Source organism: Vibrio mimicus CAIM 602, assembly GCF_000338875.1.
GTDB classification, from domain to species: domain Bacteria; phylum Pseudomonadota; class Gammaproteobacteria; order Enterobacterales; family Vibrionaceae; genus Vibrio; species Vibrio mimicus.
On record NZ_AOMO01000024.1, the window covers coordinates 196,958 to 215,430 of the forward strand.

At 48.4% G+C, this 18,473-nt stretch carries 16 protein-coding genes; all 16 read left to right on the forward strand.

Annotated elements, in window-relative coordinates; all coding sequences use genetic code 11:
* Window positions 1-142: 142 nt before the first annotated feature.
* The 16 genes from D908_RS13265 to D908_RS13190 all read left to right on the forward strand — a co-directional run bounded on the left by D908_RS13265 (window position 143) and on the right by D908_RS13190 (window position 18,465).
* Window positions 143-463 (forward strand): STAS domain-containing protein, encoded by a 321-nt coding sequence (locus D908_RS13265; protein ID WP_000423442.1) that lies wholly within the window; start codon window positions 143-145, stop codon window positions 461-463.
* 19 nt (window positions 464-482) lie between these two features.
* Window positions 483-1,319 carry an OmpA family protein gene (locus D908_RS13260; protein WP_005523529.1) on the forward strand — a complete coding sequence of 279 codons (837 nt, stop codon included), beginning with the start codon at window positions 483-485 and terminating at the stop codon, window positions 1,317-1,319.
* Window positions 1,306-3,402 carry an SLBB domain-containing protein gene (locus D908_RS13255; RefSeq protein ID WP_005523531.1) on the forward strand — a complete coding sequence of 699 codons (2,097 nt, stop codon included), beginning with the start codon at window positions 1,306-1,308 and terminating at the stop codon, window positions 3,400-3,402. The genes D908_RS13260 and D908_RS13255 overlap by 14 nt, the downstream gene beginning before the upstream one ends.
* A gap of 1 nt (window position 3,403) precedes the next feature.
* Window positions 3,404-4,090, forward strand: coding sequence for an AAA family ATPase (locus tag D908_RS13250; protein WP_000611704.1), 687 nt, complete (start codon window positions 3,404-3,406; stop codon window positions 4,088-4,090).
* A gap of 31 nt (window positions 4,091-4,121) precedes the next feature.
* Window positions 4,122-4,505: an Hpt domain-containing protein gene (locus D908_RS13245; protein ID WP_000543862.1), complete on the forward strand. Its 384-nt coding sequence runs from the start codon at window positions 4,122-4,124 to the stop codon at window positions 4,503-4,505.
* Window positions 4,506-4,690: 185 nt separating this feature from the next.
* The gene (locus D908_RS13240) at window positions 4,691-6,211 is read left to right on the forward strand and encodes a sigma-54-dependent transcriptional regulator (RefSeq protein ID WP_005523532.1); all 1,521 of its coding nucleotides are present in this window, start codon (window positions 4,691-4,693) and stop codon (window positions 6,209-6,211) included.
* On the forward strand, window positions 6,192-7,259 hold the full coding sequence (locus tag D908_RS13235; protein WP_005523534.1) for a glycosyltransferase family 4 protein: 1,068 nt from the start codon (window positions 6,192-6,194) through the stop codon (window positions 7,257-7,259). The genes D908_RS13240 and D908_RS13235 overlap by 20 nt, the downstream gene beginning before the upstream one ends.
* 208 nt (window positions 7,260-7,467) lie before the next feature.
* The gene (locus D908_RS13230; protein ID WP_005523536.1) at window positions 7,468-8,670 is read left to right on the forward strand and encodes a glycosyltransferase; all 1,203 of its coding nucleotides are present in this window, start codon (window positions 7,468-7,470) and stop codon (window positions 8,668-8,670) included.
* Between the two features lies 1 nt (window position 8,671).
* Window positions 8,672-9,859 carry a glycosyltransferase family 4 protein gene (locus tag D908_RS13225; protein ID WP_005523538.1) on the forward strand — a complete coding sequence of 396 codons (1,188 nt, stop codon included), beginning with the start codon at window positions 8,672-8,674 and terminating at the stop codon, window positions 9,857-9,859.
* Between the two features lie 9 nt (window positions 9,860-9,868).
* On the forward strand, window positions 9,869-11,332 hold the full coding sequence (locus D908_RS13220) for a lipopolysaccharide biosynthesis protein (RefSeq protein ID WP_005523539.1): 1,464 nt from the start codon (window positions 9,869-9,871) through the stop codon (window positions 11,330-11,332).
* Complete coding sequence (locus D908_RS13215; protein WP_005523540.1) at window positions 11,329-12,705, forward strand: O-antigen ligase family protein; 1,377 nt, start codon at window positions 11,329-11,331, stop codon at window positions 12,703-12,705. Before D908_RS13220 ends, D908_RS13215 begins: the two co-directional genes overlap by 4 nt.
* A gap of 71 nt (window positions 12,706-12,776) precedes the next feature.
* Complete coding sequence (locus D908_RS13210) at window positions 12,777-13,505, forward strand: acyltransferase (RefSeq protein ID WP_000264718.1); 729 nt, start codon at window positions 12,777-12,779, stop codon at window positions 13,503-13,505.
* Complete coding sequence (locus tag D908_RS13205; RefSeq protein WP_005523542.1) at window positions 13,498-14,610, forward strand: glycosyltransferase; 1,113 nt, start codon at window positions 13,498-13,500, stop codon at window positions 14,608-14,610. The genes D908_RS13210 and D908_RS13205 overlap by 8 nt, the downstream gene beginning before the upstream one ends.
* Window positions 14,607-16,034, forward strand: coding sequence for a GumC family protein (locus D908_RS13200; protein ID WP_005523543.1), 1,428 nt, complete (start codon window positions 14,607-14,609; stop codon window positions 16,032-16,034). The genes D908_RS13205 and D908_RS13200 overlap by 4 nt, the downstream gene beginning before the upstream one ends.
* Window positions 16,035-16,177: 143 nt before the next feature.
* A complete protein-coding gene (locus tag D908_RS13195; RefSeq protein WP_005523545.1) occupies window positions 16,178-17,278 on the forward strand; it encodes a glycosyltransferase in 1,101 nt (366 codons plus the stop codon).
* On the forward strand, window positions 17,275-18,465 hold the full coding sequence (locus tag D908_RS13190) for a glycosyltransferase family 2 protein (RefSeq protein WP_005523547.1): 1,191 nt from the start codon (window positions 17,275-17,277) through the stop codon (window positions 18,463-18,465). The genes D908_RS13195 and D908_RS13190 overlap by 4 nt, the downstream gene beginning before the upstream one ends.
* Window positions 18,466-18,473 lie beyond the last annotated feature (8 nt).

Genomic DNA, 18,473 nt, shown 5'->3' on the forward strand with positions numbered 1-18,473 from the left:
GCACATAGAAATAAACGTAATTTATTGATATTTAAAAATAATTAAATTGGCACACTTACTGCTCTATTACCTACATGCAACCCAAAGATGCTGACAGATTCATGAACGCATCGAAAGATTGGTAAACAGTAAGGAGACACCCATGGAACTCAGAACCATTGTTGATAGCGATATCCAAGTCACACTTCGTATAGAGGGCAATCTGGATGCGGAAGGTAGCCGTTTTCTTCAGCCTATAATTGATGATGTGATCTGGAAAGATGCTCACCAAGAAGTTGAGTTGGATTTTCGCAATGTCACCTTTTTAGATTCGTCAGGTGTTGGTGCTTTGGTCTATCTTTATAAGCGACTCGTTGAATCTGAACGAAAAATGCGCATTGAGAATGCCACTGGTCAGCCTCTCGAAATTATTAAACTGCTCCGTATCGGCCAAGCCATTCCAGTGAATTCTCGCACTTATTAGCCCACCTGAGGAGGTGAGCATGAAGTTAGCTATCGTCAGTATTGGTTTGTTCACCTTACTTGGTACCGCTGGGTGCACCTCGTATCCAGAAGAAGGGCGCGGTGGAATCGCAGAAGCTTACATGAATGGGGAGTTCGCCCCCGTGATGCCGGATGAACCGCTCGGCCCTGAACATGGGCTACGTTTTGACTGGCAACTGAGCAAATTACATTTGGAGAGCCTGATCCGCGAAGGCGCTAAATGGTGTTTTCCTGCTGCTGTTGTTCAGGCTTTAGAAAAGCAAAATCGGATCGCTAGGCAGCTTGATGGCGGCTTGCTGCTGGATGCTGCGAATGATCTGGTCATTCAGCGTAAACGCTTGAATCAGTTAGAACAGCAACTTGATTATGTCACTTCACAAACGCGCTGCGTTCCACCTCAAAATGAACAGTCATTTGCGAACTCCCTCTCGCTGATTGAAGAGTTGAATCGGCTGCTCAATGTGGATAATCAATTTGCGATTAACTCTACCGAGATCAACCCCAAATACATGGGCAATTTAGCCATCGCAGCCGACAAACTGAAAGCTCGTCAGGACTTAACACTTTCGGTAACGGGGCATGCTGATTCATCCGGTAATTCGGAATTCAATGAAAAACTGGCCATGGGACGAGCAGAACAAGTGAAGCGCTACCTGACGATTTTCGGCCTTGCGCCAGAGCGAATCACCACCCATTCCCTTGGCGAGTCCCTTCCTTTGTACGTCGGCGAAACACCGGGAGTGAAATTAACCAACCGACGCGTCAGCATTGAAATTATTACGGCAGATAGTCCAAACCTCTCTAAGCAAGGAGGAGAACTCTATGAGCAAGAATAGTTTTAAAGCTCTGCTGCTGTGCTTCACTCTGCTACTGAGTAGCCTTAGCTTCGCGGAAGAAACCGTAAGAATTGGTGATTTAGTACAAGTTGACCTGCCCGGTGAACCTTCACTCAATAAAGGATTTCAGGTTGATAAACGGGGGCGAATTACACTCCCGGAAGTTGGTCCACTTTATGTGGCGGGCTACGATGAAAACCAACTGCAGCAAGCGGTTTCTGATGCTTTGAGCCGTGTGTTTCGCGACATCAGCACGCTCCAAGTCTTTATTGCCGAGCAGCAACTGCTGATTTCAGTGCAAGGCTATGTCGCCTCTCCCGGTGAATATACGTTATCGAGTAACGCGGATATTCAAATGGCGTTGCATGCCGCAGGTGGCGCTCGCCAAGGGGCGCAGCTTGATAAGCTTCAACTCAAACGTAAAGACGAAAAAATCGTTTTCAACTACAAAGCTTTTCTCGATAGTGGCGATGAAAGCATTCTCCCCCAGCTCGAATCTACCGATGTACTTTTTGTGCCAGCTTCACCGATCGTCGGCAATATCGAACAGGAGTTTGATGCGGCTAAACTGGCCAATGCGGGGGACAGTGCGGACTCCAAAATGGCCATCAAAGTCTTCGGTGAAGTGAATGCTCCCGGCTCCTTCACCTATCAAGCTAACACCAACTTGGTGGATATTTTGATGCGTTCAGGCGGCGTAACTCGTTATGCGGCCGTTGAGCAGATCCGTGTGATCAGTGATAACAACCCTAAGCTGTTCAACCTTAAGCAATACCTTGATTCGGGTAATGAATCTTTACTCCCGATCCTCTCTCCAGGAACGACCGTGTTTGTCCCCAAACAGGAGGAGGAAATTAAAGCGGGAGCCAATATGGTGTATGTGATGGGAGAAGTCGCCAGACCGGGCGCTTTTGAAGGCAAACCGGGGGCAACCTTTATGGATATTTTAGCCAATGCAGGTGGCCCAACCCGTTTTGCCGAAGCCAGACAAATTCGAGTCATCAAAGCCAATGGTCAAGTAACCCGCTTCGATTTAACCGCTTTCACCGAAGGGCTCACCAGCACCGCACCGCCTGCCATTCAATCCGGTGACGCGATTTTTGTGCCAGAAAAAACCGATATGAATGAAAAATCGTGGCTAAAAGTCGCACCAGATCGAGCAGTTAATGTGATTGGTGAAGTGGTTAGGCCGGGGCGCATTGAGTGGTCAGATGAAATGAATCTGATGGATCTGCTTGCTCATGTTGGTGGCCCAACTCTGAGAGCGGATACCACTCGTATTGAGATTGCGATGGATGGTCAACAAATGCAGGTGTTTGACTTGGATGCTTTCATTCAAAGCGGTGCGCCGCGTAGCCAACTGCCTCACATTCAAGCTGGCACCATCATTCGCATACACGATCTTCCTCAAGACCCTTCGGACAACAAATCACAATGGGTTCGCCAAGCGTCGGATGCTTCCATCTATGTGTTGGGGCAAGTCAATGCTCCCGGCCGCTATCGTTTCAACAACGATATGCATTTTCTGGACATTCTTTCAGCCGCAGATGGCCCAACCAAGGATGCGGATCTGCACAACTTGCGTGTGACTCATCGAGACAAGCCTTATGCCAGAGTCAGTAAGCTCAATCTCGCCTTATATTTTGAAACGGGAGATGAGAACTTGCTGCCCGACATCAAAACCGGAGACACCATTTACATCCCAGAGAAGAACCGGAACTGGCTCGATAACACCAAAGAATCCACCGTGAGAGTGCTAGGCGCAATCAATAAACCGGGGCGTTACGTGTTCAGTGACACCATGACGATTCTCGATATTTTGGCCGAAGCGGGTGGCCCGAGCCAATCGGCCTATCTAGAGAAAATCACCATAGTGAATATGTCTTGTTGTCAGGGGCAAGCACGTACCTTCGACCTGATTGAATTCAGCAAAACCGCGAACCTTTATGCTCTCCCAGTATTACGCGCGGGAGACACCATTTACATTCCAGATCGCAGTGAAAGCCTATTGGAGAAAACTCGCGAAAGTATTGATGATGTTTTACGCATCACCACCACTATCCTACTGATAGGAGCGCTGTAGCATGATTCCCGCCACGCATGCCGAAATTGAGCAAATTTACCTTGCCGCAGAGTTAGCCAACTGCCGATCACTGTGCATTACTTCATGTCAGTCCGGTGAAGGAGTCACGTCGATCGCCAGTGCGCTGACTGAACGTTACCTGCTGGCCGGCCACGATGCCTTGTTGGTTGACCTCAACATGTTTAAACCTGCATTTAAAGAGGTAGAAATGCTCAACGCGCCCGATGGGCGGCAATGGGTTGAAAACCGAGAAACCCACCAGCTTTTTACTGGGTTGAGCGTACCGCGCGAAAGGTCACTGCAGCTCAGTTATAAAGATCCCAATACCCTGTCACGAGCGGTTCAACAATGGCTGAACCAGTATGAACGGATCATTATTGATACTTCTCCAATCCTCAACTTAAACAAAAACAATATCCCCGCTCAAAGCGTTGCGAGCGCTTGTGACAAAACCGTTCTGGTGGTGATGAGCGGCACAACCACGACTCAACAAGTGCAAAAAGCGATTGAGTTACTGGGGTCAGATCAGATCTCCCTACTGGGCACCATTTTAAATGCCCGTGACCAGCCACCTCTGCGTTTAGAGCTGATTCGAGAGATCAATCGACTCTCTTTTATCCCGAAGCGGTGGCGAGAACGTTGGATTCGCACCGTACTCGGTAGCGATTTGCTCTCAAATTACACCTAATTCCCATTAACGGTTTGCTAGAGGACTCCCCATGCACGACCCTATCCATGATCTCGATGCTGCAGAATGGATTGATGAAACCATCATCCAACAAGTGATCCACGATACCGACATCAGCATCATGCCCATGCTGCTGACTAGCTACATTGAAGAGAGCCAAATACGCTTGCAGCACATAGAAAAAGCCATACAACTCACCGATCACGCCGCTTTAGAGTTTGAGCTGCATACTCTCGGCAGCGCTTCTCTTGCATTAGGCAATCGTCATTTATCGCGCTGTGCTCGTGAAATGGAACGCCATTGCCAAAAGCAACAATGGAATGAGGCAACTGCTCTGTATCCGAAATTGGTTCGCATCGCGCACTGGTCACTCATTGCCAGCCAAGAACGTTTAGAACTGGGATTTGAGGCTTAAATAACGCACTTTCGCAATTTGAGAATCTGTACTATACCAATAGAAACATCTTGCATATCAATACTCAACCGCCATGGCGAGCTGGTAGCGAAAAATAAGCGCCCTATTTTCTGAAACACAGTTGCACTAATGCTGGCCTGCTATGAACGCCAATGACAAAGGTAAATAAAAACTAAGGATAAGAGATGAAATCTAAAGTGCTGTTAGTGGAAGATTCCACCTCGTTAGCCATTTTGTATAAGCAGTATGTTAAAGATGAACCTTTTGATCTCTTTCATGTAGAAACTGGGCGCGATGCCATTCAATTTTTACAAAGAACGCCGCCTGAGTTGATTATTCTCGATTTGAAACTGCCGGACATGTCTGGAGAGGAGATCCTCGACTGGATTAATCAGCACGAAATCCCCACCACAGTGATCATCGCCACCGCCCATGGCTCCGTCGATATTGCGGTCAATTTACTCCACAAAGGGGCGGAAGATTTTCTCGAAAAACCAATCAAAGCCGATCGCTTAAAAACCTCGATCAATCTTCATCTTCAACGCTCAAAACTTGCCTCTCTTGTCGAAGATTTAGAACACCGCTTAGAGCGTGAAAGGTTCCATGGCTTTATTGGTGCTTCCCTGCCCATGCAATCCGTCTACAACATGATTGAATCCGTTGCCCCCACCAACGCAAGCGTATTTATTATTGGTGAAAGCGGCACGGGTAAAGAGGTGTGCGCGCAAGCCATTCACAACCAAAGTCAACGCCGTGAAAAACCCTTTGTTGCCCTGAACTGCGGGGCGATTCCCCGAGATTTGTTAGAAAGTGAGATTTTCGGGCACACCCGTGGCGCATTCACAGGCGCAACCACAGATCGCAAAGGTGCTGCCTCGCAAGCCGACGGTGGCACACTGTTTCTGGATGAGCTGTGTGAAATGGAGTTGGAGATGCAAAAGAAACTGCTGCGTTTCCTGCAAACAGGCACCTTTACTCCACTCGGTTCTGATAAAGAGCAAAAAGTGGATGTGCGCATCATCGCCGCGACCAATCGCCAGCCATTAGAAGAAGTGCAAGCGGGACGTTTTCGTGAGGATCTTTACTACCGTGTCCATGTCATCCCCATCGAGATGCCGCCATTACGCGAAAGAGGCACTGACATTGTGGTTCTCGCCAACCACTTTCTAACCCAGTATGCCAAACAAGATAAAAAACGCTTCACCGAGATTAGCCGTGATGCGCAAAAAATCCTCAAAAGCTATTCATGGCCGGGTAACGTGCGCCAATTGCAGAACGTGATCCGCAATATTGTCGTACTCAATAACGAAAAAACCATTAAACCTGAGCATCTGCCCAACCAAATACTCGCTAAAAATAGTGTTCCTGCGGCCTCTATCACCCCTGCTAATGTAGCGGCTGAATCTATCGTCCATAAAGCCGCCGTATTTCATGAACCAGAAAGTGAGCTGCCACTTCAAACGGCCACACCCGAGAGATTTGCCTCTTCACCCGCAGAAAGTGTGCCGCGTGAAAGCAGCACACCGACTCATAATAATCCTGTGGTCATTCGCCCTATGTGGCAGGTAGAGAGAGAAGCAATTCAGCAAGCCATTGATTTTTGTGATGGAAATGTCATCAATGCTGCCGTGCTGCTCGAACTGAGTCCCTCCACGGTTTACCGTAAAAAATTGGCGTGGGAACAGGATGAAGCCAGCCACTCTTAACTCCTTGCCGCCTTGTGCTGCGCTCGAACATCGCCTTTGGCTGTTGATCGACAGCCGCGTGTTTGGCGGCATAGAGAGCCATGTGCTGCAATTGGCTCAAGGGTTGCAGCAGCATCAACAGTCCGTCGTGGTGGTGATTCTGCGACGTTATCAAAGCGATACACCTTTGCTGCAAAAACTCAGCGAAACCGACATTCCGTTTTGTATTTTGGCTGACGCTGTACCTCAGCGCTCACTCAACCAAGCATTACTCGCAGCCCTTCGTCACTACCAACCTCATCTTGTGCATGCTCACGGCTATAAGGCGAGCTTACTCAGTCGATTAGCGGTCAAACGCTCTGGCTTGCCCATACGTCAGTTCACCACCTATCACGCCGGTGAAACGCCAGTTGGCCGAGTTAAGCTGTATGACTGGTGTGATCGCTATACGGCCTTTCTCTCGCATCACTCGTTTTCTGTCAGTAACGATATTGCACGCAAAGTGCCTTTTCACACGACTCGACTGAATAACTTTGTTGATACGGATAAGCTCACGTTCAAGCATGGTGAACAAATCGCGTTTGTTGGGCGTTTAAGCCCAGAAAAAGGCCCCGATCGGATGATCACCATCGCCGCATCTCTGCCAGACATGATGTTTGATGTGTATGGAGATGGCGTTTGCTATACCGATTTGGTTACTCAATCACCAAGCAATATCCGTTGGCACGGGCACCAAACTCATATGCATACAGTATGGCCAAACGTTGGCGTACTGATTCTCTGCTCGCGAGCCGAAGGGCTACCTTTGGCGGCCTTGGAAGCCATGGCTCAAGGCATTTTGGTGATCGCTTCTCCGGTTGGCGAGTTACCCACGCTGATCCAACATGGCGTAAACGGTTTTCTGGCAGACAGTGAACAAGCCTTTTGCGATGTACTGCAGCACTGGCAAACGCTACCCCAAACCAAGCAACAAGCTCTACGCTTAGCTGCGCGGGAAAGCGTACTGGCTCATTACTCTTCTTCCGCGGTAATACCGCAGCTCCTCACACATTATCAAAAACCGATTTGATTCTCATATTGAGAACGTCAAGCACCTTCAAAATTACTGCTTATTTTTCATTAGGTTAAACGGGGCTCTTTTTGGCATCCGCTTTGCTTTACCTCTCTTAAGGTTCCATTTTGGCCTGCGCTAGCTAAGCCTCGTTGTCATTGACGAAACCTCTATTTCGCAACGTCACACGACTTTTCAACCATTTTCGAATCATAAGGAAAGCACTATGGCAGTTAGAAAAAATGTCTTGTTTGTGCATTACGGGGATAACTGGATTCGCGGCAGTGAACGCTGCTTGATCGATCACCTGCTCCATCTGGATCGCAGCCGCTTTTTACCTTTCTTGTGGACCAATAACGCCATGCTGCATGAAGAGATTAGCAAAATGGGGATTCACAGTGTGCTTAGCCCTTTCCCGATTTTGCTGGGATGGAAAGCTCCGCGCTTTCAACTGTTCGGCTGGTGGAATTTGGTTAATACCGCGAAGACCTTGATTAAGAATTGCAAAATCGACCTTATTCATGTCAACAGCGCCGCGCCCTGCCAATGGATTGGGAAAGCCGCGAACGAGACAGGAACGCCTTGGCTTGCTCAACTGCATTCGGATTACCCAGCTCGTGATCGGCTCACTCTTGCTCTCCATCGCGTTCCGAACATCATTGCCGTCAGCTATGCCATTACCGATAAATTAATGAGTGACGGCTACCCTGCTGAGCGAATTCATGTCATCCATAATGGAATTGATACTGAGCGGCTTGAGCCATTGCCTGCAATGGATCTCCGCCAACGACTACAGTTGGATGACGATGCCTTTTTATTCATCTCTGTCGGTTCACTCATCAAACGCAAAGGTATGGATCGTCTTTTACAAGCGATGCGTTTCTTCGTGTTGGAACACCCTAATGCCCATCTAATCATTGTCGGAGATGGCTCTGAGCGAAAATCGCTTGAGCAGATGAGTGACTACCTCAAGCTCTCACAACACATTCATTTTGTGGGTGAGCAGCACAATGTCATGGGCTGGCTCAAAGGTGCGAATGCGTTTATCAGTGGCGCCCGAAGAGAACCATTTGGTTTGGTGATTGCCGAAGCGGCGTTAGCCGAACTCCCCATTATTGCTCCCGACACTGGCGGCATACCTGAAATCCTACGCCACCAAACTCACGGCCAGCTCTACCCTAAAGAGAGTACGAAGGCGATGCATGAAGCCATGCGTTGGATGATACAAAACCCAATTGATGCCAAGATGATGGCGGTGCAAGCTCACGCTCATATTCTTCTCGCCCATACGCTTGAAAAAAATCGCACGGCAATTCAAGCGCTTTACGAGCAAATCCTCTCAAGCCCTGCAACCTATAAAGACTCATTTTGGGCGACTTGGCGTCCAGTCAAAACCTATGTTTCTCAACGCTTTTCTTTAGGGGGTTGATATGGCTGCTATTCATTGTCTGATTTTTGATCCTATCGCCTTTCAAGGCGGCTCAAAAATCGCAACCCGTATGGCACTCCAGCAAGTGGGTGCCAATCAGGCTCAATTTACTATCGTGACTCAACACCCAGAGAGCTGGCAGCACTCTGCTTTCAACTCAAAACACAGTGTAAAGATCATCACACTCCCCAGTTGTGGCAATTTGGGGTTAGCGACTCAAGGGTTGAGTTATTGGCTCAAACACGGCGTTTATTTCCTCTGGCTATGCTGGTTTGCCCTACGCTGTCCGCGCTTTCATCTCCTTCTGGGTAGTTCTGGCCCCGGAGTCGATATGGCGCTGCACTTATTCGCGCGAGTGACTCGCATCCCCTTGATTCAATTGGTACACGGCCCGGTTGGGCAATCTCGCGCAACGGGTTATTACTTAAGTAAAGCGAATAAGCTGTTTTATCTGCCTTCAAGTAAACCGAGTTTGCTCAAGGCGTTGAGCCACTACTACGCTTCCTCATTCGGTAGTGACAATGCCCAAACCCTCGCTGCGTTTACTTTAGCAAGCCGCCACAGCCAAGAATTTGTGAATGGCCTGCCTATCGAGCAGTGGCCCACTCAGTGCCAGTATCATTCACCCTGCATTTTTTGGGCGGCTTCCTTACTCAAATGGAAAGGCTTGGATTTGCTGCTTGAATCCCTTGAACAACTGGTCAAACGGGTTCCTTCAACCACCCACATTTGCTATATCAAACCACAGCAAACACACCTGCCCACCAGTCACGCTCCGAGGTCTCTGCCTCACGTCAATTGGCATGAAGATCCTCAAGATTTGGATGCCATTCGCAGCCAATGCAATCTGTTCGTTTCCACCAGCCAGCAAGAACCTTTTGGATTATCGATACTGGAAGCCTTAGCCGCGGGAATGTGCGTGATTATTCCTGAAGATAATGCGTATTGGGATTCGCTGCTAACTCATGAACTCAACTGCCTGAAGTACGCTCCCAATGATGCCAACAGCTTGGCGGAAACACTGCACCGCGCCATCACCGAGCCTCATCTCGCCCAAAGACTCGGCAATCAAGCTCTGGATATTGCTCAACACTATCATGCTGAAGAGTGTTATTGGCCGATAGCGCAAAGTGTTCAACAGGGGGCTGCACCTTCTCACTCCCACCAATCTTCTTACCATTTTTTGTGAGGCAAGATTATGAGTAACCCGCGCCCAGCCATACCTTCTGCTTTATCTCACTTCGCCTTGTATGGGATAAGCCTGCTCTTGATTAAAGGTATTTCTCTGATCATGTTGCCCGTGATTGCACGTTATTTAAGTGCGGAGCAGCTCGGTCGCTTAGAGTTACTCGCCACTTGTGGTGCCCTGCTTGGCATCATCAGCACAGCCTCCATGCACGAGAGCCTGTATCGTTTCACAGCCAATTTAACGTCTGAGGAACAACGTCAACATCAAGCATCACATCTCGCCACGCTTTCACTGCTTTTTTCAATGCTGGTGTGTGGTTTGGGGCTTGGGCTGCTCAAGCTTTTCCCTGAGTTGTTAAACGCCATTCCACTCAGCCGCTTTGAATTAACTTTACTGCTGCTGGCACTGCTGTTTGAAGGCCCGGTGTCACTGCATTTAACCTGGTTACGTATGCAAGAAAAAGCCAAGCTCTTTTTGCTGATCAGTGTCGGCAGTAGCGCATTGCAAATTACGCTTATTTTGTTTGTTCTCATGACACAACCTAGCGTATGGGGAGTGCTTGCTGCAGGTACATTTACTCGGGTTTGTCAGTTTGTCGCTTTAACCTTCATTAATCGCTTTCGTTTGGTTTACCCAGCACACGCCACTCAGCTTTTACGCTACAGCTTACCTCTGATGCTTTCTGCTATGGTGGCTTACGGCTTAAATGGCGCTGAGCGCTGGTTCATCAGCAGCACAACCGCACTAGAGACCTTGGGCTACTACGCTATTGCTGCAAAATTTTCCCTTGCAATGTGTTTACTCGTTCAACCTTTTGGTATGTGGTGGATGCCTAAACGTTTTGCCATGCTCGAACAGCAAGGCGGTGACGCGGTAGCGCGCTATACTCGAATCGGCATGGCTTATGTGTTGCTGTTGTCTTTGTGCATGGCGTTTTGGGGGCAATGGTTTATCGCATTTGCATTGCCTGCCACTTATCTCCCTGCGCAAAAAATATTGTTGATCATTCTACTTAGCGCGGCTTGTAAAGAGTGGGCTGAACTACTGAATATCGGGGTGCTCTACCAAAAACGCAGTGCTCTACTTTTTAAAATCAATTTGTTCAGTGCCTTGTTGGCTGTCGTATTGTGTGGGTTGTTCAGTCAATGGGGAGTGATGGGTATCGCCAGTGCCATTACTTCCGCTCAATGCCTGCGTTTATTGACAATCAGCTATTTCAGTCAGCGCATACAACCTATTCCGCTACAACTGCTGCGCTTTATCCCCCAACTTGCTTTTATGCTTGCCAGCTTTGGCCTTGCTATGCAGATCAATAGCCTGATTGGACTAGTATTTTGGGGAACACTGCTGCCGATTTTGGGTTTACTGCTAAGCTGTAAATTGGGTTGGGTGAGCTTTCCTTTCCCCATGAAACAATGGGGAATCGATTGGGTTCAAAGCCACTTAACTCGCCGGACTAGGAAGGCGGCATGAATGTCAAAATAATCGTGATCATCTTGTGCATCTTGCTCAGTGCAGCTTGGTATGTCATACCAAACCCTGTGCTGCCTTTGGTGATCGCGTTATTACCGCTGGGGGCACTGTTTGTGCTCAGCCAAACCTTCTGGCTAGTGACACTGTTTGTCGCCTTCTCTTTCTTCCGTCTGCATGAAGCCATTCCCGTGCTTTATTCGCTAAAAATTCCGCTGTTACTCTCGGTTGGCGCACTGTCTGCATTACTGTGGCACAGCCTCATTAGTCGGACTTTAAACCTCTACTGGCACCCTTGTTTAACTTGGCTTTCACTGTTCTGGTTAGTGGTCTGTATCGGTATTGTTTTAGCATCAAACCGTGGTATCGCGATTGCGTACTTTAAGAATATTTACTGGAAAATCATGGTGATGTCTTTGGCAATTGTTTGGCTGGTAAACAGTGCCGCCAATCTTAAAAAAGCCATGCTGACCATTGTGATTTCCGGTGCCATCGTCGCGTTTGCGGCGCTGAGTAATTCAATCAACGGCATTGGGTTAGTTGAAGGGAGCCGTGTCACGGTTGGCCGGGAACTCGGCTCTATGTTAGGTGACCCCAATGATCTATCACTGGTTTTGATGTTTCCACTCGCGTTTGCGGTTGCTTTGGTCACCACCCGTGGCATGCCATTCGTGTTAAGGCTGCTGGGTATCATTGTTACTGTGATGCTGATGGCCGCGGTGATTGCCACCCAAAGCCGTGGCGGATTACTCGGATCACTCGCCGTGTTTGCCCTTTTTGCGTGGCGTCTGATCAAAAACAAAACGCTGTTGATCGCCATAGGCGGTATCGGCGCTTTGCTGCTGTATAGCGTAGCGGGCATTTCCGATCGTGCCTCTGGCGGTAATGCAGAAGAAGGGGTCGATGCTTCAGCTATGGGCCGACTTTACGCATGGCAGGCCGCTTTTCGTATGGCGTTAGGCCACCCCTTTTTTGGTGTCGGGCTCGATAATTTTTACTTTAACTACTATTTCTACAGCTCACACTGGGATGGACTCAATCACGCCGTACACAGCACTTGGTTTGGAGTATTAGCGGAAACCGGCTTTTTGGGGCTCATTCTGTTTATTGTTTTTATCATCTCTTTGCTCAAAACGGCACGACACACCATCAGCCTGCTGACGCCTTCCGCACCACTGTTTGTTTTTGCCAACGCACACGCCATTTTTGCCGCGTTAGCCGGTACGATTGTGTCCGGTACTTTCCTAACTCAAGGTTTTAACTGGCCCATTTACATCTTGGCGGCGTTAACTGTGGCCGTTGCACACATTACGCAAAACCATTCTCAAATTGAGAATGAGGCTCCCAATTCGACAGACAAAATGACAACTCATTGATTTTATTTTATTAAAAATCAGGCACAACTTTTGAAGTAAAAGATCTACTCAACCAATAAAAGGAGTTGGTTATGTGGATTGCAAAAACGGCTCAAACTAAACAGTGGCTAAAACAACACCCTGACCCACGCATGCAAACACTCTTTCGTACGCTCAAACAAATCAGAAGTTGGGAGCTGCGTTTTCCTTCTTTTATCAATTTCCTGATCCGCGTGGTTTATCTCACCCTACACAATCTGCTGGGCAGTGTGATGCGAACTTTGGTTTACACCCCCGCCTTTCGCGCCCGAGCCAAAAAATGTGGCAATAGACTCTGGCTCTACGGTGGCACACCCTACATTTCAGGCCCGTTAGAACTGCACATTGGCCATGGTTGCCGCATTTCGGGGCAAACCACCTTTTCTGGCCGTAGCCAGAGCCTCAACCCCACATTAATCATCGGAAATAATGTGGGGATTGGCTGGCAAACCACCATTGCAGTCGGTACACAAGTGATCTTGGAAGACAATGTACGCATTGCAGGCCGCGCCTTTCTGTGTGGTTACCCCGGTCACCCAGTTGATCCAGAAGCCCGAGCTCGTGGCGAAGCAGAAACCGATGATCAGATTGGTCCAATCCATCTTAAGCGTGATGTGTGGTTAGGAACCAATGTATGCGTGATGCGTAACGTCACCATAGGTGAAGGCACTATTGTGGCGGCGGGCAGTGTGGTCACTCATGATCTTCCTGCGTTTGTGTTGGCCGCTGGTAACCCAGCTCGAGTCGTAAAAAGCTTAGAACTAGGGGGAAGCCATGCGTGATTTGATTGTTTTTGGTGAGGATTTTGGTGGTTTGCCTTCCAGCACTCAGCACCTGATTCTGCAACTCTCTCGCGAGCGAAAAGTCCTTTGGATCAATTCGATTGGCCTTCGCCAACCTAAATTGAACTGGCGGGATATGGCTCGAGTGTGGCAAAAACTCCGGGGGCAAACCCGCCAAACCTATTCCACTCAAGTTGCTCCGCCCGCGCAGATACAGGTCGTCAATTTGCGAACCATTCCCGCCCCTCGATCATCATGGGCAAGAGCGCTGGCCAAAACCGCGATGCTGACTCAGCTGAAACCCATTTTGCGCCGAGCACAACTTAACCAACCTATTTTATGGAGTTCACTGCCCACGGCTGCGGATTTATGTGGCGAATTGGGCGAATCCGCCGTGGTGTATTATTGCGGTGATGATTTTGCAGCTTTAGACGGCGTCGATCACGACACAGTTGCCCAGCATGAAGATCGTTTGGTCGACCATGCACAATTAATCTTGGCTGCCAGCCAAGAGTTGCAGCAGAAGTTTCCTGCTCAGAAAACCCATTTTCTACCGCATGGTGTCGACCTCAAACTCTTTACCACGCCAGCAGAACGTGCCCATGATTTGCCCAACAATGGCCGGCCAATTGCCGGGTTCTACGGTAGCCTTTCTGAATGGTTAGATTGCAAGATGCTCAATCACGTAACTGCCGCCTTACCCGATTGGAATTTTGTGTTTATCGGCCCCAATAAGCTGGAAAAAGAAGCCCTAGTTCTAAGAGAAAACGTCTATTTGTTGGGGAGTCGTCCACACCATCAGCTACCAAGCTATTGCCAACATTGGGATGTTAGTCTATTACCATTTAAGCTTAATGAACAAATTCGCGCCTGCAGCCCGCTTAAGTTGATGGAATATCTCGCGATAGGTAAACCTATTTTGTCGAGCCCGTACCCAGCAGCGTTACGCTATCAGGACCAGCTCCATTTGGTATCCAATGCTCAGCAGATGATCACGGCATTGTCACGCTATCGTTCATTAAGCCCGTCTTCTCCTCAGTGTGTCACACAAGACAGTTGGCATTCGCGGAGTATGTGGTTATCCAACCTGCTGGAGCAGCTATGAACGATCTCAAGTTTCGGCTGATGGTTCTGTTAGGTGCTGCATGGCGACAACGCTACATCATCGCCATTCCCCTACTCATTTTACCCATCATCGGTGGGATTATTGGCAGCTTGGCGCCTCCGCGTTATCAAGCTCACACCAGCATGCTGATCCAAGAAACGGCCAAGATGAACCCTTTTTTGGAAGACCTGGCCGTTTCGACCATGCTCAACGACCGTATGAATGCGCTCACCACCTTACTCAAAAGCCGTCACGTCCTAAAATCAGTCGCAGAAAGCCGCGGCTTAATCACCCCTGAGATGTCAGAACGCGATGCCGAGAGCGTGATTCGCAGCCTATCCAGCAATATCTCTATCTCGCAATTGGGTAAGGACTTCATCAAGATAGAACTTTCAGCAAATAAACCAGAAGGGATGAAAGAGACTCTGCAAGCCGTCAGCGATCAATTCATTGAGCAGTTACTCGCGCCAGAACGTTCATCCATTCGTGATTCCAGTGATTTCTTAACCATTCATATTGAGCAGCGCAAACAAGAGCTGGAACTTGCCGAAAGCGCCCTCGCTCAATTTAGAAATAAACACATCTCTTCGACACCAGAGATGCAAACCCAAGTGCTGAATCAGTTGGCAAGCTTAAAACAAACCCTCTCTGAAAAAGAAGCCGAGCTGGCAGGGGTTGAAAAGAGTTTGGGTTCTTTAGATCAGCAGCTTTCTAAAACCAACCCTGTGGTAGGAAAAATTGAAGAGCAGATTATTGCGATACGCAGCGAACTCACTTTACTGCAAGCTCGCTACACGGATTCACACAGTGCTGTACAAGCCAAAAAGCGTGAACTGGATCGTTTAGAAGCTGAGCGTCATCAAATGCTTCAACAAGAGAAAAAACTGATGAGCAGCGATCAATTATGGGATATGGCCAGCCGCCTTCCCGGTGCGGAAAAAGGTGAAGTCCAGCCCCTGCTGATTACCCAGTTACAAAACCTCCAAACCACTCGTGGACGATTTGAGGCACTGACCGAGGAAACTCGAAGTTTGCGAACCATGATTCTCCAACTGGAACAACAAGCTTACAGCTTTGGGGATGATGCCAAGCAGCTACAAACCTTGCAGCGTGACGCCAACATGAAACGCCAACTTTATGATCAGTTGATGGAGCGCTACGAGATGGCTCAATTAACTGGCTCATTAGGCATCTTTGAGCAAAACAAGCGAGTGAAAATTATTGATATCCCATACACTCCAGCCACTACAGCCAACCTACCTGTGTGGGTATTTGTTCTTGCGGGTTGGTTCGCTGGGTTATTTTTAGGCTCTGGCCTTGCCGTTCTCTTTGAATTGTTTGATACCACCATTCGTCGCCAAGATGAGTTAGAACGCATCACTCAAGTGCCTGTTTTAACCGTTCTGCCACGTATTCGTTCCTAAGCGCGCAACTCAAATTCATTCTCAAAATAAAATTTGAGTTCCATCAATCACAAAACAAGAATAACTAATTGAATTTTAAAAATTTTTAAATTGGCACAGCTCATGCAATTACCTCATAAGAATCCCATTATGAGGCCCTGTGTATGCACTCTCATCTTCAGAATGAAAAAGTCATCATCCATGTTGTCCAACACTTGGCACCCGGAGGCTTAGAATGCCTTGTTCTTGATTTCCTGCGCTTTTCTGAACCCAACCATCGTGTATTGGTTGTGAGCTTAGAAGGGACAAAAAACGAAGCTTTGGCACATTGGCCCAAACTCACGCAATACCAAGATCAATTGCTGTTTCTGAATAAACCCGCAGGGCGTTCACTGACGACGCTGTGGAAACTGTTCAGACTGTTTTCAGCCATAAAACCTCATGTTGTCCATACACACCATATTGGCCCACTGCTCTACGCAGGAATTACTGCACGTTGCAGTACAACGCCAGTACGCATTCATACTGAACATGATGTATGGCATCTCTCTAACTGGATTCACCGTTACTTGCAGTACGTGGCTTTACGTTGGATTCAGCCACACTTGGTTGGGGATGCCCATCAAGTCACGCAAGTACTTGCGCGCTACTTCCATTATCCGCGCACCCGAACCATCAAAAATGGCATTGATTGCGCTCGTTTCACCCCCGGCAACCAAGCTCTGGCTCGCCAACAGTTCAACTTACCTGAAGGTGTACCTTTGATCGGTTGTGCTGGTCGCCTTGAATGGGTGAAAGGGCAAGATCAACTGCTCCACGCATTGTCTCATTTACCCAGCCATATCCATTTAGCTGTTGCGGGCAAAGGCTCTCAGCTCGATTCTCTTTCAGCCCTTTGCCAAGAACTGGGGCTCAATGAACGGGTGCATTTTCTTGGGTTAGTAGACAACATGCCCGAGTTCTATCGCGCTTTGGATATTTTCTGTCTGCCTTCACGCTCGGAGGGCTTCCCTTTATCACCGTTAGAAGCGCAAGCGTGCGGTATTCCCGTGGTACTGACGGATGTAGGTTCAGCCAAAGAGACATTATGCCCTCACACTGGAAGTGCAGTTGAAAGAGATGACCCACTGCAAATGGCACGCAGCTTACTGCATGCGCTCCAACATAAACCCGAGATTTCACCTCGTCATTTTGTACAAGAACACGGTGATATTCATCAAATGGTCAAAGCCTACAATGCTTTATCAGAAGGGGAATTAGCATGATAACTTGGGCCCTCACTCTGCTGTTTTCTGTCGCCAGTGGATTAATTATTTACCACCACTTTGGTTACCCTGTGTTGCTGCGTTGGTATGCCGGTCGGCACCCTTTGCCAGAAAGCAAAGTGCCATCTCGCGGTTATCAAGCCAGCCAAACCGACCTGCATTACCCCAGCATCACCATCTTGGTGCCGGCTTACAATGAACAGCGCTGGATTGCAGAGAAAATTCGTAACCTGAGTGCATTAGATTATCCACGAGACAAGCTGCGTATCGTCATTGCTTGCGATGGATGCCAAGACAAAACGGCAGAAATTGCGCAAGAAACCATTCAGGAAGCCATCTGTGCCGATACCTTATTTGAAATACATATCTACCCACAAAATCGAGGCAAAGTTGCCGTCATCAACCAGCTAATGAACATGGTGGACAGTGACATTACCGCATTGAGTGATGTTAGCGCCCTGATTTCGATTGATGCCATGCTGATTGCGGCACAGCACTTTACTGATGCTCAGGTTGGCGTCGTGAATGCAACCTATCAAGGTTTGCCTAACGCCTCCAATGAGGAAAAAGCCTATTGGCAGTATCAAAACCAAATCAAACTGCATGAATCCAGCTTCGGGAGCACACTCGGTTCTCATGGTGCGTTATACCTATTTCGCACCTCACTGTTTACTCCTTTGCCAGCCAATACCATCAATGACGATTTTATTCTGCCTATGCGGATTGTTGAGCAAGGTTATCAAGCACGTTATGACCTGAATATGCTGGCGATTGAAATGGAACCGACAGGCCAGCCTGAAGATTTTCGACGTCGGCTTCGCATCTCCGCAGGCAATATGCAGCAGGCGATTACCCTATTTCGACTCTTTAGTCCCAAACACGGCAAAGTTGCTTTTGCTTTCCTATCTGGCAAAGGGCTGCGCCTGCTTACTCCTTATCTGATGCTGACCTGCTTGATCAGCAGCGCTCTACTCGCGATTCACAACCCACTCTTTGTTGTGCTTCTCGGTGGACAAATCAGCCTCTACTTGATTGCGACATGCAGTCATTGGATGCCAGAACAACGCCAACCAAGCCTATTACGCTGGCTGCACTATTTGGTGTTTGGACATCTTGCCAATTTCATCGGTGGTCTTCGTTACCTTTGTGGATACGAAAAAGGCCGTTGGATCAAAGTGAACCATTAAGGAACCCT

Excerpts from the sequence above, each read along its gene's own strand:
- D908_RS13220 (WP_005523539.1), top strand. The coding sequence starts at position 9,869 with ATGAGTAACCCGCGCCCAGCCATACCTTCTGCTTTATCTCACTTCGCC.
- D908_RS13195 (WP_005523545.1), top strand. The coding sequence starts at position 16,178 with ATGCACTCTCATCTTCAGAATGAAAAAGTCATCATCCATGTTGTCCAA.
- D908_RS13210 (WP_000264718.1), top strand. The coding sequence starts at position 12,777 with ATGTGGATTGCAAAAACGGCTCAAACTAAACAGTGGCTAAAACAACAC.
- D908_RS13190 (WP_005523547.1), top strand. The coding sequence starts at position 17,275 with ATGATAACTTGGGCCCTCACTCTGCTGTTTTCTGTCGCCAGTGGATTA.
- D908_RS13235 (WP_005523534.1), top strand. The coding sequence starts at position 6,192 with ATGAAGCCAGCCACTCTTAACTCCTTGCCGCCTTGTGCTGCGCTCGAA.
- D908_RS13250 (WP_000611704.1), top strand. The coding sequence starts at position 3,404 with ATGATTCCCGCCACGCATGCCGAAATTGAGCAAATTTACCTTGCCGCA.
- D908_RS13225 (WP_005523538.1), top strand. The coding sequence starts at position 8,672 with ATGGCTGCTATTCATTGTCTGATTTTTGATCCTATCGCCTTTCAAGGC.
- D908_RS13230 (WP_005523536.1), top strand. The coding sequence starts at position 7,468 with ATGGCAGTTAGAAAAAATGTCTTGTTTGTGCATTACGGGGATAACTGG.
- D908_RS13245 (WP_000543862.1), top strand. The coding sequence starts at position 4,122 with ATGCACGACCCTATCCATGATCTCGATGCTGCAGAATGGATTGATGAA.
- D908_RS13265 (WP_000423442.1), top strand. The coding sequence starts at position 143 with ATGGAACTCAGAACCATTGTTGATAGCGATATCCAAGTCACACTTCGT.
- D908_RS13260 (WP_005523529.1), top strand. The coding sequence starts at position 483 with ATGAAGTTAGCTATCGTCAGTATTGGTTTGTTCACCTTACTTGGTACC.
- D908_RS13240 (WP_005523532.1), top strand. The coding sequence starts at position 4,691 with ATGAAATCTAAAGTGCTGTTAGTGGAAGATTCCACCTCGTTAGCCATT.
- D908_RS13215 (WP_005523540.1), top strand. The coding sequence starts at position 11,329 with ATGAATGTCAAAATAATCGTGATCATCTTGTGCATCTTGCTCAGTGCA.
- D908_RS13200 (WP_005523543.1), top strand. The coding sequence starts at position 14,607 with ATGAACGATCTCAAGTTTCGGCTGATGGTTCTGTTAGGTGCTGCATGG.
- D908_RS13255 (WP_005523531.1), top strand. The coding sequence starts at position 1,306 with ATGAGCAAGAATAGTTTTAAAGCTCTGCTGCTGTGCTTCACTCTGCTA.
- D908_RS13205 (WP_005523542.1), top strand. The coding sequence starts at position 13,498 with ATGCGTGATTTGATTGTTTTTGGTGAGGATTTTGGTGGTTTGCCTTCC.